This window comes from Pseudoalteromonas fenneropenaei (genome assembly GCF_042643375.1).
Classification (GTDB): domain Bacteria; phylum Pseudomonadota; class Gammaproteobacteria; order Enterobacterales; family Alteromonadaceae; genus Pseudoalteromonas; species Pseudoalteromonas fenneropenaei.
Map to the genome: position 1 here is coordinate 245,245 of NZ_JBHRSD010000029.1, position 13,226 is coordinate 258,470.

Here is a 13,226-nt window from a genome sequence, read left to right on the forward strand (position 1 = left end):
TTCTGCTTGCCCTTGAGACTGTATTATCCGCCTTCATATCAGTATAATCGCTGGCATTATCGAATTTTTGGAACTTTTGCATGTTTGAAAATCTGCAGGAACGTTTAGGTAAGACGCTCAAAAACATCAGCGGTAAAGGCCGCTTAACCGAGGACAACATTAAAGACACGCTACGTGAGGTGCGGATGGCGTTGTTGGAAGCGGATGTAGCGTTACCCGTCGTTCGCGAATTTGTTAAACAAGTAAAAGAACGTGCCGTTGGTGTTGAAGTCACCAAGAGCTTAAGCCCAGGCCAAGTGTTCATCAAGATTGTGCGTGATGAGCTGGAAAAAGCCATGGGTGAGGCTAACGAAGAACTCAACCTTGCAGCCCAACCACCTGCGGTATTAATGATGGCGGGTTTACAAGGTGCTGGTAAAACCACCAGTGTTGGTAAGCTTGCTAAGTTCTTAAAAGAGCGTAAGAAAAAGTCTGTGTTGGTAGTGAGTGCTGACGTTTATCGTCCAGCTGCTATCAAACAGCTAGAAACGCTGGCAAATGATGTTGGTGTCGAATTTTTCCCAAGTGATATTTCTCAAAAGCCAGTTGATATCGCCAAGGGCGCCATTGATCATGCGAAGCGTAAGTTTTTTGATGTCGTTATCGTCGATACCGCAGGTCGTTTGCACGTTGACGCCGAGATGATGGACGAGATCAAAGCGCTACATGCGGCTATCAAGCCAATTGAAACGCTGTTTGTCGTTGACTCTATGACAGGTCAAGATGCGGCCAATACCGCCAAAGCTTTTGACGAAGCACTACCGCTGACGGGGGTGATCCTCACCAAGACTGACGGTGACGCACGTGGTGGTGCGGCGTTGTCTATTCGCCATATTACCGGTAAACCAATTAAGTTTATTGGTGTGGGCGAGCGCACTGATGCCCTTGAGCCTTTCCACCCAGACCGCGTGGCGTCGCGTATTTTAGGCATGGGTGACGTTCTGTCGCTCATCGAAGAAGTACAAATGAAGGTTGACCAAGAGCAAGCCGCGAAAGTGGCAGCTAAGGTTATGAAAGGTGACGACTTCACACTGGAAGACTTTGCTGATCAGCTCAAGCAGATGAAAAACATGGGCGGTATGATGTCGATGTTAGAAAAGTTGCCGGGCATGAATAACTTACCTGATGCGGTAAAAGGCCAAATGGGTGATAAAACCTTTAACCAGATGGAAGCTATTATCAGTTCAATGACGCCAAATGAGCGTCGCCGTCCTGAGATCATTAAAGGCTCTCGTAAAAAACGTATCGCAGCGGGTTCTGGCACTCAAGTTCAAGACATCAACAAATTGCTCAAGCAGTTTATGCAAATGCAAAAAATGATGAAAAAGATGAAAGGCAAAGGCGGCATGATGAAGATGATGCGCAACATGAAAAACATGTTGCCACCAGGCATGCTAGGCGGCCCTAAGTTTTAAACCGAAGACCCGAGCTAAGCTCGGGTTTTTTGTTTTAAGCCCGTATTTTAAAACCTTCAATCAGCGCGAATATTTGCGGTGCTCCTGTCTTTTTTCAACTCTCAACTTCCAACCTTCTATATCAGCAGATGGTTATCATCCAATTGGGCTATGCCTTTAAATTGTTTAATTTATGGTATTAGGTTTAATTTTCGACAGGTAACCTCTTGCCTAGAAAAATTTTTTATCCAAGACGCGACTTTATATCGCGCTCATCTTGGAAAATATTGTGACAGGATAACGCTGAGGGTAACAGTGAGCCTATCACTACATTTAACTTGGTTAACCTTGTGTTTACTTTGGCCGGTTTGTACACTTGGGTGGCTTTATGGATTGTCACTCAGATCATAATCAGCAGTGGCCAAGAATAAGATAATTTAGCATAAGCTCAGAAGGATATTATGGCTTATACAGCAGGAACTGTGACGCGCGTCTGGATCACTAAGACGACGCGAGATGGCGATACCAACGCGCGCATTGGTATCGCCGAGCGAATAACTCGCGACTTTGCTGAGATTGAAGTACCAACCGAATTTTGTACTTTGGTTGAAGCAAAGCAAAGGCTTGTAACAGCAGGGCTTATTAGCGCAGACCAGCCACAGTGGCCAGAGGTTATAATTGGTCCCTGTTTTCATATTCCGTATATGCAGCTGATTAAAGTACTGTCCGAGGGCAAAACAGTGGTGGTGGCGCTGCGCCCGCCAGTGCGAGGGTTGCCCATTAAAGCAAGCAAAGAAGATGTCGCCAATACCGATATTATTGTGAGCTATCCTTACCACGACAATGCTGGTTTGCCGAATTTGTTACTGTGCGACACGGTGCCGAATCGTATCTCTGCGGCAATGCTGCTGCAGCAAAAGTCTTTATGGGGCGGATATTTTCAGGATATTGCGCAGCATCGGCCTCTGGTAGGATTGTTAGTGGGGGGCGACATCGGCGATAAACGTAAAGTTTTTACGATTGACGCAGCGCAAACACTGGCAAGCCATGTGAGTCGATTGGTTAAAGAGCTGGGTGGTGCTTTATTTATTACTACCTCAGCTCGTACATCGGCCGAATTGCAACGCACGCTGTGTACATCACTGTCAGTGCCTTTTGAGTTTTATGACCCCAAAATAGCGCAGTCAGCCAATCCGTATTTAGGCCTTTTAGCCTGTGCGGATGTATTGGTGGTGACGGCGGATTCTATGTCAATGTGCAGTGAAGCCGTGAGTAGCCACAAGCCCGTTTACGTGTTTTATGAGCCTGCAATTGTTGAGGATAAGCACGCTTTGGTTGCTGAGCAACTGCTAAGCTCAGGCTCACTACAAATACTAGATAATCACACTAGGGCAGATAAATTTGCTGCAAAATACGGAAGTCACGCGCAGCAAAATAGTTCCGATGTTATTGCGCACGCAGTAAAGAGCAAATTAGCTGAAAAAGCACAGAATACTCAATCGGCTAATCTTATGGCGGCTATTTAATCTAGTGTACTTTGGCAAAACGCATGACAATTTCTCGCTTAATATAGTGGATAAAATGTTTAGTCATCGTTTTGCCGCGACTTGCATTTGCGAAAGCTGTGATTTGAATTTATCTAAGATAGTGTTGAGTCCGTTATTACACAAATTTTTACTACAGCATTGCTATTGATTTAGGTACTAGGGCTATGTCATGTTACCGTTTTAAAGTAGTGAAAAGGATATTTATGATGACTGGTTTTTGGTATTTTGCGGCGCTTTTATTGGTTTTGGTGTCAGTGGCGCATTCGTATTTGGGGGAGCGTTACATTCTGCAGCGCTTATTCAAACGCGAGTTGCCAAAACTATTTGGTAGTGATGATTTTACTAAACGAACGCTACGTTTTGCGTGGCATTTAACCTCAGTTGCTTGGCTTGGTTTTGCGGTAATTTTGCTGATTTTGGCCGAGCCGAATGCTAAGGTCGAGATGATTGCTCAAGTCATAGCTATCACGTTTTTGCTGCATTTTGCCATGGCACTCTTTGGCTCAAGGGGCAAACATTTATCTTGGTTAGTGTTTTTACTCACTAGCCTTAGCATAGTGAGCGCAATTTTATTCTCATAAAAAATTTAGCTGTTGCAGTCTAGTACTAAAACTGGGAGGTAAAAACACCCAGCTTACTTTTGTTTTATTAAACAATCAGTTGTTATTTATTCATCTCGCTATTCAGGTCGTTTTCTCAAGCTTCTGCTGCCTTTTCTTTCGTCATAGGTTTCTGCTCCGTTACGCGTCATGTGGTTTTGACCGCGATTTATTTGTTTACATTTATTTTAACAATATTTGACAAATTGATTAGCTAACGTACAGTTTATTGCGAGGTCACACCTCGTACCTCATACCAGATATAACAATATAACAGGAACACAAGATGAAGAGATTGATTTACAGTGCAGCGCTCGCACTAGGCGTGTTTAGCGCCGTGGGCCATTGCAATACTGGCGTGGCGTTTGTTCATGGTACGGGCAAGCAAACTGATGCCTTGAATGATTATTGGACAAAAGAGTTTGTTGACTCGGTACGCCAAGGGATCCCCAACAGTAGTTTGTACACGGTCGTAAATTGCGATTTTGAGCAATATATGTGGCATACCGATGCCGCAGGGTGTTTAGCACAGCAGCTGAGCAGCTTTATTAGTCAAAAAGGCATTACCAACCTAAAAGTAATTACCCATTCTAATGGTGGGAATGTGGTTCGCTGGATATTGTCGAACCCTACCTCAGATGCGCGTTTTCCCAATATCATCAATAAAATTACGCGCGTGATTGCGTTGGCACCATCGAGTGCTGGCACGCCATTGGCGGACGCCGTGATAGCAGGGAATTCATTTGAACAGGCGTTAGGCTGGATTTTGGGTTACGGCAACGATGCGGTAAAACAACAGCAAGTTGCTGATATGGCTTATTACAATGCCAATTGGTTATTTGGTACGGCAGGTCGTCCTGGGCTTGGTAAAACGTTTGAAGCTGTGGTGGGGTCGGATGTGGACTCTGCAGTTTGGGATAGCGACAGCTACTGTGCGGGCTATCAAAATCAAGTGGCATTAGAGTTTACTCAAAACTGGTTGAATAGTTGCTCAGATGGTTTTTTAAACTGTAGTTCACAATCGGCAGCCGGCACTGTGTGGTTCACCGATAAGCAAAAAACGAAAGGTAGTGAGCCACTTAGCCATCAACAAAGTCGCAGAGCTTGCTTTAATCTCGATAGCCTAGTCCGTGACCGTATTTAAGGAGCATCACATGAACAAAAAAATAATTTCTACGCTTCTGCCAGTTGTATTGGCGCTAACTACGGGGCAAACCCAAGCAATTGAGAACTATGTTAGTTACCAATATCCATCAGCGCATGCTGCCATTACCGAGGCTCCAAGTCAGTCACTCAGCAGCAGTGAATATTGGCAAGTGGTCAGTGGTAAAGAGTTACGCTTAGGGGTTGAGATGGCTTTTTCGAGCAGTAAAAGTGTGGTGTTACTATCGCCACGAGCTGAGCTAAAAAATGGTCAACTTTACCGAGCACCAGCGGTAAAAGAGGGCGCAATTCGTCTCTACACTCATGGTCAAGAACAAAAACTTACCACTAGCTATGACCGTGATGAGATGGCGGGCTATGGCTTTGCTCCGGGTAGCGCGGCAGTGCAGGCTAACCAACTCAAAGGCAAGCAAGCGACATTGCGTTTAACTCAGTTAATTGAGGACAGCGACAGTTATCTGCTACATGTCAAAGAAAGTGATTCACCATATCAGCTAACGGTAAATGCCAATAACGTGATGGCAGCACAAGGTCGTTTGCCAATTCAGGCGGAATTTGCAGGTAAAAAACTCGCCGTAAGTGAACTGCAAGCTATGATGCGTGCACCCAATGGTGATGCTGTGGCGGTTTCTACGCAATCTGATGGAATTCATCTTGATGCACCTTTAACATATATTGGGGCGCGCCAAGGTTTGTACAACTTAGAATTACATAGCACACAAAGCGTCGATGGTTTGCAGGTAAAACGTAGTATCCGAGTGCCCTTTGTTAATCAACAACAAACAGCAAACGTTGTCAAACACACTCTAGAGGTTACTTCTCCAAGCCGAGTTAGTGCTAAGGTCAAGTTAGAGGTGAAAGAAGAGGGACGTTATGGTGTGACTGCAACGTTATTTGGTTTATACCAGGGTAAATTTGCCGCGCTTGCTACCACTGAAGCGGCACAAGACTTTACGCAATCAGATACCTTACCGTTAGAGTTTGTATTACCAAAAGGGGCTACTGGACCATTTAAGCTGTCGATTTTGGAACTTAAAGATCAAACTCGGCTACAAAGATTTGTCGTAAACGCAAAGTAAAGAGTTTTCTCTGTATGCCGAGGTTGGCTGCGGCTTACCTCGGCATGTTGGCTTCTATTCTCACCACTGCGGTAGCTGCCAAGTTTGTCTAGCCGCTTACTTGATTGATAGTGAATGAACGGGCTCGTCGCTTTGGTTAACTTAAGCCATTTCCCGCAAAACGCAGTTTAAGTAAAGTTACTTGATTGCAATCAGCTCTTCATCAAATGAATATCAGCGCTTAATAAATTCAAGATGTCCGATGTTTGTAATAGTAGGCTCTCATTTTACAAGGAGCCATTATGTACCAGTTAATTAAACACTTCGCTTTTTGCTTATTGTTATGCGTGATAACCAGTGTCAATGCAATAGAAGCAAAACTAGACACTTTGTCTCTTGACTCGAAATTATTAAAACGCACTGTGCCATTGTCGTTATATCTCCCCTTTAATTATGATGCTGAGCGCAAAACACCATACCCGCTCCTGATAACCGCCGCAGGGGACAGTCAAATAAACGTATTATTAAGTCAAATTGATTGGTTGAGCCATGTTGATTTTGGCCCAATGCCGCAGGTGCTTGTATTGCGTATGCCAGCGGTGGTAGAGCAAGATAAATTTGATACCGCCAAAGGTGAGCGTAACGCGTTACTCGGGGAGGTATTGGCGCAAGAAGCGCTGCCAATGCTAAGTCAGCAATATAACCTCGCGCCATTTCATATTTTAGAAGGCTTCTCGACCGCAGGTAATGTGGCGCTTGACCTATTTAGCCGCTACCCCAAATTGTATCAAGCTGCTGTGATCACCAGTCCTGCACTAGAATTGGCCGATGACGCTTGGCGCACAGCGGTAATTGAGCGGTTGCAAAAGAATTTGGCTAAGCGGAGCTTATTTGTCAGTTTAGGGTCGTTTAGCGGCAATAAGCCGCATTTTCTTTCACTACAGCAAGCGCTAGTTGGGCATGACGCAAGTCAGTTTAGCGATTTGAGTAAAGACAATTATATCGGCGGTCATAGCCTTGGCTTTTTACTGGGTATTTCACGCTTGTTTGCCGACCGAGAAATTGTCGATTTTGCGGTGTTTGCCAAGGAAGGCGTCGAGGGGGTTTTACAATTTCACCAAAAATTGGCGGCCAAATACGGTTATAGCCTAGACCCAACAGATAACTTGAAAGGTTTGGCAAGTTACTATTACCAGCACCAGCAATTAGCGGCAGGAGATGCTGTCTATCAACATTTATTGACGCAGCAGCCGAGCGATGTGTTGCTCCATGTACGCAAAGGTCAAGCGCTACACGCGTCTGCTTATGTTGAGCAAGCCAAGCAAACCTTCCGTAAGGCGTTACAACTGGCCGAGCAACAACAAAACCAAGAGGCGCAGCAGTTTATTACTCGGTTATTGGCGCAGTAATAACGCCGATTTGCACTATGTTGGCCTGATATTTGGCGAAGTTATCCGAGAGCATAGCGAGCTGTTCCGAGGCGCTTTGTTCATAGCGAAAATCTGTCGCGAACAAGGCTTGTTCATCAAATTGTGCAACTATCTCTGCTTTATTTAAATCTGGCTGGTAGCGCCATATATTTTTCTGCTTGTCCTGCAGCAAAACGGCATTATCCCGGACAAAAAAGCGCCACTGTAGAATGATGTCTGCCAACGGCTCGACCGCTGTGATTTGGTTGCTCTCAAACTGGTATAACTTACCTTGGTCAACAGGGCTAAATAAGATTTTGCCACTCTCCAGCTGCTGCGCCCAATTTACTGGACGTGGCAGCAATACTGCGGTTTTTCCTGTATCCGTATCAATTTGAATTAAATGTGATGCGCTATCTAAAGCCAATAGCCAAGGCTTGCTGCCATGTTGTAGCAGTTGCTTTATTTTTGTCGAGACAGTAAACGGAGTAACGATGCCTTGCAAACTCACGTGCTGCAATTGCCCGTTGCTGCTAAACCACAGCGCTTTGCCGTCAGCTTGCCATACAAAGCTATTCACTGGCGCGTCAAACGTTAGTTGTTTGGCTTGTTTGGCGGTTTGTAGCCATAGTTGGGTGCGGCCACTGCGATTGGACAAGTAAGCAATCGCTTGCCCAAAAGGCTGATATTGGCCGCTTGCGTCGCTGAAATCACTGGTGGTGATGTCGGTATCTTGCGCGAATGCATTTTGCCACTGACGCTCTCGCACCAACATGTTTTGCTTTCCTGCGGTGGCAAGTAGCGCACCGTGTTCATTCACTGCTGATAAAGTGAGTGCGGCTGGGCTAGCTAAGGGCAGGGTGGTTATAAGCTGGGTTTGATCGTAAATAAACAGCTGATTTTGATAACTCTGGACAATATTGCCATTGCCGACATTGCCATTCGCTAACTTAAGCGGTAAGGAAGCGTCCGCCGCAGGGTAAGTCAGCGCAATGGTATTAAGAGAGCTGAGTTTTTCACCCTCAACTTGGGTTTGCCATAATTTGTTGTTATCGGCTTGGTCAACCCCACTTAACCACAGCGCGTCGTTAAACACATTAAATTGATAAACTTTAGCAATGTCCTCGGGCAGCGTTAAACGCTGTGGTGGGCTGTGCTTTGTAAGCGGCAATAAATACAGTTCAGTACGGCGGATTTTATCTGTACTCATATAAATGAGCTTGTGGTTGTCTAGCCATTTTGCGCTGTGCAAAAATTGCTTATAGCAAGGTAGCAACACTTCACTTTGCTGCAATGCGAGATTAAATAGCCGCAGCTGTGCACACTTCACGCCCTCAACAAAAGTGACTTCGCCAACGACCAAGGAATCACCCTTTGGACTAAAACTAATGCTGCCGTAAAAATGCGCTTGCGATTGCATAGTCCTAGTCTGCTGAGTGCGCAGATCTTTTAGCAGCAAATCGGTTTTATCGCCATTTTGCTGAAAATATGCGATTTGGTCATGGTGGATAGCCGCACCATACTGAGCTGCTTTATCGTGGGTGAGCGGGGTTAAATCGGCTAATCGATACGTGTGCTTTGGCTTGGCGCTATATTGCAACCATACAAGCCCACACAAGCTAATAACGGCGAATAGTGCGCCGAGCCAAACTTGGCGGTATTTTTCGAAAGGAGTCGTGGCGGAAGTGGCTGGCATTTGCAAACGATAGCCAAGCTTTGGAAACGTCTGAATGATACGTTTGTCGTCATCCCCTAATTGCTTACGCAGCAAGGTAATGCAGCGTTGCAGGGCGTTGGGGGCGACAATCACCTCACCCCAAACTTGGTTTAATAAGTCTTCTTGGCTAATGACAGAACCTTGATGTGCTAGCAATACCTTTAGGACAGCCAGCACTTTGGGCTCAAGGCAGCTCTGGGTGCCTTGGTAACGTATTTCACCGCTGTCGAGATCTATCTCGCGTTGTTGAATAACGATACTTTTTCTCACATAACTACCTATAAATCATTGGCTTAAATTCCTCTTGCCAAGCATGCGCAAACCGCAATGTAATGTAAAGTCATTTTGCATTAAGGGTTTATAAAGTTCAGACAGACGGGGCCTTAAATAGGACGTGCTACGCATTTTATCGCAAATATCACGGTCATTATTTGTTCAAATTAAAAAAGTAGACTAAATTTTATGAGAAGGGTTGACACCGGTGTCAGCTTCATGCGTTAATAAAGTGACACCGGTGTCAGGCTGGGGTGAGAGACAGCCTGATAGCGTACCTTTGAACGGGTAAATCAAAGCTGCTCAGTACAATGATTGAAGAGGGCTCTTTAATCGTACTGAGCCCTTTTTCCTACTATCTCAACTAGAGAGTCAGAATTATGTTGCATCCACGGATTAAAGAAGTCACCGAACGTGTTATCGAACGCAGCAAGGCCACTCGTGAAGCGTATCTACAGCGTATGGCGGAAGCGAAAAAGCAAACACGTGTTAGAGCGGGGATTGGATGTGGCAACTTAGCGCACGTAATGGCGGCTTGCACCAGCAGTGATAAAGCACGTTTAAAAGCGGACGAGCAGCCAAATTTGGCGATTATTAATTCGTACAACGATATGTTGTCTGCACACGTACCTTACAAAGACTATCCAGATTTAATTAAAGCGGTGGCAACGCGTTACGATGCCACGGCGCAAGTGGCAGGTGGTGTACCTGCGATGTGTGATGGGGTTACGCAAGGCCGTGACGGCATGGACCTATCATTGTTCTCCCGTGACGTGATTGCTATGTCCACGGCTATTGCTTTATCACATGACGTATTTGACGGCGTATTTTGCCTTGGTGTGTGTGACAAAATTGTCCCTGGCCTGTTAATTGGCGCATTAAGTTTTGGCCATTTACCGATTTTCTTCTTGCCAGCAGGACCAATGCAGTCGGGTATTCCAAATAAAGAAAAAGCCCGTATTAGACAAAAATTTGCGCAAGGCTTAGTGTCGCGCGAAGAATTACTTGAAGCAGAAAGCGCTTCGTACCACAGCGCCGGTACTTGTACTTTCTACGGCACTGCAAACTCAAACCAAATGTTAATGGAAATCATGGGTTTGCATTTGCCAGGTAGCTCATTTATCAACCCATACACAACCTTACGTGATGGTTTAACTGCTCACGCCGTGGAAGAAATGCTACAGCAATTGATTGAACGCAAAGCAACCAACACGTTAGCTGATATCGTCAGCGAAAAGACAGTGATCAACGGTTTAGTGGGCTTACTTGCAACCGGTGGTTCTACCAACCATGCCATTCACTTAGTCGCGATGGCAAAAGCTGCCGGGGTAGTGATTAACTGGAAGGACATGGCAGATCTGTCAGAAGTGGTGCCGTTGTTAACCCGTATTTACCCTAATGGCTCTGCCGATGTAAACCACTTCCAAGCCGCTGGTGGCATGGGCTTTTTGATGCGTGAACTGCGTGACGCGGGCTTCCTTCACAATGACGTGAAAACCATTGTTGGCGAAGGTTTAGATGCTTACACCATGGAACCGCGTATTCAAGCTGATAGCAACACTATCATGACTGATAGCACCTTACCGTGCAAAGTGGAATGGGTTGCAGCACCTGCAACGTCTTTAGATAGCGAAGTATTACGCCCGGTGAGCGAGCCATTTAGCAAACAAGGTGGTTTACAGCTTTTAACTGGTAATTTAGGCAAAGCCGTTATCAAAGTGTCAGCAGTTCAGGAGCAACATCAAGTTGTGACGGCGCCCGCCAAAGTATTTAGTTCACAAAGTGCATTGCAAGAGGCATTTTCACGCGGTGAGTTGAACCAAGATTTTATTGCTGTGCTCAAAGAGCAAGGCCCGAAAGCCAAAGGGATGCCAGAGCTGCATAAGCTGACGCCAGTCATGGCAACCTTACAAGATCAAGGTTTTAAAGTTGCGATTGTGACCGACGGTCGTATGTCGGGCGCATCAGGTAAAGTACCTGCCGCGATTCACTTAGCCCCTGAAGCAGTTGAAGGCGGCATTATCGCCAAAGTACGCGATGGTGATGTGATCACGTTAGATGCACCAAAAGGTATTTTAAAGCTGCACGTCAGCGATGAAGAGTTGGCTGCACGTGAGCTTGAGGTCAGTAGTCAAGGTATGACTTATGGCACGGGCCGTGAGTTATTCGCAGGATTTAGAAATATCGTCAGCAGTGCGGACTTGGGCGCAAGCTCGTTCGGCATTGAATAAGTGGTTTGGGGATGAGGGAAAGATGAGTATTGAAACAATTTTATCCGCAGCGCCTGTAGTACCAGTAGTTGTCATTGATAATCTGGAAGATGCGGCACCGCTTGCTAAAGCATTATACGCCGGTGGATTAAAAGCACTTGAAATTACTTTGCGTACGCCCGTTGCGGCTGAAGCAGTAAAGCTTATGAAGCAGGCTGTGCCAGAAGCTTATGTTGGCACAGGTACTGTGGTTGATAAAGCCACTTTCCAAGCGTCAGTTGCAGCTGGCGCCGATTTTATGGTGAGCCCGGGTGTTACTGATGAGCTTATCGAACTGGCGAAATCAACTGATATTCCTTTTTTACCCGGTGCAGCTACACCAAGTGAAGTGATGCGTTTAGCGGCACACGGATTTAAGTATTTAAAATTCTTCCCAGCAGAAGCTGCAGGCGGAGCGCCGATGTTGAAATCCATTGGCGGCCCATTACCGCAAGTAAAATTCTGTCCGACGGGAGGTATTTCACTGGATACGGCACCAACGTATCTGGCATTGAACAACGTAGTATGTGTAGGCGGTACATGGATGCTCGATAAGCAACTGATCGCCAATAAAGATTGGCAAGCTATCGAAGCGCTTGCAAAACAAGCTAGTCAGCTCAAATAATCAAGGGGAAGCTAAATGATTAAAATCGCCATTAACGGTTATGGTCGTATCGGTCGCAACGTACTACGTGCACTTTATGAAACGAACCAACAAGATCAAATTAAAGTGGTTGCGATTAATGACCTAGCACCTGCAAACGTCAACGCGCACCTTACCCAATATGATTCGGTACACGGTAAATTCTTTAAAGACGTGGCTTTGTCGGGCAATACTTTGGTTATTGGTAATGACGAAATCACTTTAGTTCAAGAGCGCGATCCTGCGAACTTGCCGTGGGCAAAACTAGGTGTTGATGTGGTACTTGAGTGTACAGGCCTTTTCACTGACCGCGTAAGCGCATCTAAACATTTAGAAGCTGGTGCGAAAAAAGTTATCGTGTCAGCGCCTGGTAAAGACATGGATGCAACAGTAGTACATGGCGTGAATAGCGATGTGTTGACCGCAGACAGTACTATTATTTCTAATGCGTCTTGTACCACTAACTGTTTGGCTCCAATTGCTAAAGCTTTAAATGACAGCATTGGCATTGAACAAGGTAGCATGACCACTATCCATGCTTATACCAATGACCAAAACTTGACTGACGTTTATCACCCAGACTTATACCGTGCGCGTAGCGCGACTCAGTCGATGATCCCAACTAAGACAGGTGCAGCTGCAGCCGTTGGTTTAGTGCTCCCTGAGCTTGCTGGCAAGTTAGATGGTATGGCAGTTCGTGTACCAACGATTAACGTGTCTTTGGTTGATTTAACTTTTATCGCGAAGAAAGAAACCAGCAAAGAAGAAGTTAACGCAGCGGTTAAAGCCGCAGCGGCTGGCAGCATGGCGGGCATTTTAGAAGTCAATGAACTACCACTGGTATCAATCGATTTTAACCACAACCCAGCGTCGTCAATTTTTGATGCCACGCAAACCAAAGTAGACGGTAAGTTGGTGAAAGTGATGGCTTGGTACGATAATGAATGGGGTTTCTCTAACCGCATGTTGGACCAAGTAAAAACATTAGGTAAATTCCTATAAATAGAACACCCTCGCGGTTGTGATGTTTATCCAATATAAAGCCAGCTTTGCTGGCTTTCAGACTGTTGAAAAAGGGCTAGACACAGATCTAGCCCTTTGATCTAATAAGCACAGTGAGTATCGAGAGTTCAC

General features: G+C 45.6%; 10 protein-coding genes. 9 read left to right on the forward strand and 1 reads right to left on the reverse strand.

Annotation, left to right across the window (positions count from 1 at the left end; genetic code table 11):
* Window positions 1–80: 80 nt before the first annotated feature.
* The 6 genes from ffh (at window position 81) to ACFOEE_RS16330 (ending at window position 7,210) form a co-directional block, all read left to right on the forward strand.
* Window positions 81–1,454, forward strand: coding sequence for a signal recognition particle protein (gene ffh, locus ACFOEE_RS16305; protein WP_377126645.1), 1,374 nt, complete (start codon window positions 81–83; stop codon window positions 1,452–1,454).
* Window positions 1,455–1,894: 440 nt separating this feature from the next.
* Entirely contained in the window at window positions 1,895–2,959 is a 1,065-nt protein-coding gene (locus ACFOEE_RS16310; protein WP_377126648.1) for an ELM1/GtrOC1 family putative glycosyltransferase, read from the forward strand.
* A 224-nt stretch (window positions 2,960–3,183) separates the two neighbouring features.
* A complete protein-coding gene (locus ACFOEE_RS16315; RefSeq protein ID WP_377126651.1) occupies window positions 3,184–3,561 on the forward strand; it encodes a hypothetical protein in 378 nt (125 codons plus the stop codon).
* 304 nt (window positions 3,562–3,865) lie between these two features.
* Window positions 3,866–4,723, forward strand: coding sequence for a hypothetical protein (locus tag ACFOEE_RS16320; RefSeq protein WP_377126653.1), 858 nt, complete (start codon window positions 3,866–3,868; stop codon window positions 4,721–4,723).
* Between the two features lie 10 nt (window positions 4,724–4,733).
* Window positions 4,734–5,822, forward strand: coding sequence for a DUF4785 domain-containing protein (locus ACFOEE_RS16325; RefSeq protein WP_377126656.1), 1,089 nt, complete (start codon window positions 4,734–4,736; stop codon window positions 5,820–5,822).
* A 281-nt stretch (window positions 5,823–6,103) separates the two neighbouring features.
* Window positions 6,104–7,210, forward strand: coding sequence for an alpha/beta hydrolase-fold protein (locus tag ACFOEE_RS16330; RefSeq protein ID WP_377126659.1), 1,107 nt, complete (start codon window positions 6,104–6,106; stop codon window positions 7,208–7,210).
* Here ACFOEE_RS16330 and ACFOEE_RS16335 read toward each other — a convergent pair.
* Complete coding sequence (locus tag ACFOEE_RS16335) at window positions 7,188–9,197, reverse strand: winged helix-turn-helix domain-containing protein (protein ID WP_377126662.1); 2,010 nt, start codon at window positions 9,195–9,197, stop codon at window positions 7,188–7,190. The two genes, ACFOEE_RS16330 and ACFOEE_RS16335, sit on opposite strands and share 23 nt — an antisense overlap.
* A gap of 383 nt (window positions 9,198–9,580) precedes the next feature.
* Between ACFOEE_RS16335 and edd the strand changes: the two genes are divergently transcribed.
* The 3 genes from edd to gap are packed head-to-tail and all read left to right on the forward strand — an operon-like array spanning window position 9,581 to window position 13,094.
* Window positions 9,581–11,431, forward strand: coding sequence for a phosphogluconate dehydratase (gene edd, locus ACFOEE_RS16340; RefSeq protein WP_377126665.1), 1,851 nt, complete (start codon window positions 9,581–9,583; stop codon window positions 11,429–11,431).
* 22 nt (window positions 11,432–11,453) lie between these two features.
* The gene (gene eda / locus ACFOEE_RS16345; protein WP_377126668.1) at window positions 11,454–12,074 is read left to right on the forward strand and encodes a bifunctional 4-hydroxy-2-oxoglutarate aldolase/2-dehydro-3-deoxy-phosphogluconate aldolase; all 621 of its coding nucleotides are present in this window, start codon (window positions 11,454–11,456) and stop codon (window positions 12,072–12,074) included.
* A 15-nt stretch (window positions 12,075–12,089) separates the two neighbouring features.
* The gene (gap, locus tag ACFOEE_RS16350) at window positions 12,090–13,094 is read left to right on the forward strand and encodes a type I glyceraldehyde-3-phosphate dehydrogenase (protein WP_377126671.1); all 1,005 of its coding nucleotides are present in this window, start codon (window positions 12,090–12,092) and stop codon (window positions 13,092–13,094) included.
* The last annotated feature ends 132 nt before the right edge of the window (window positions 13,095–13,226 follow it).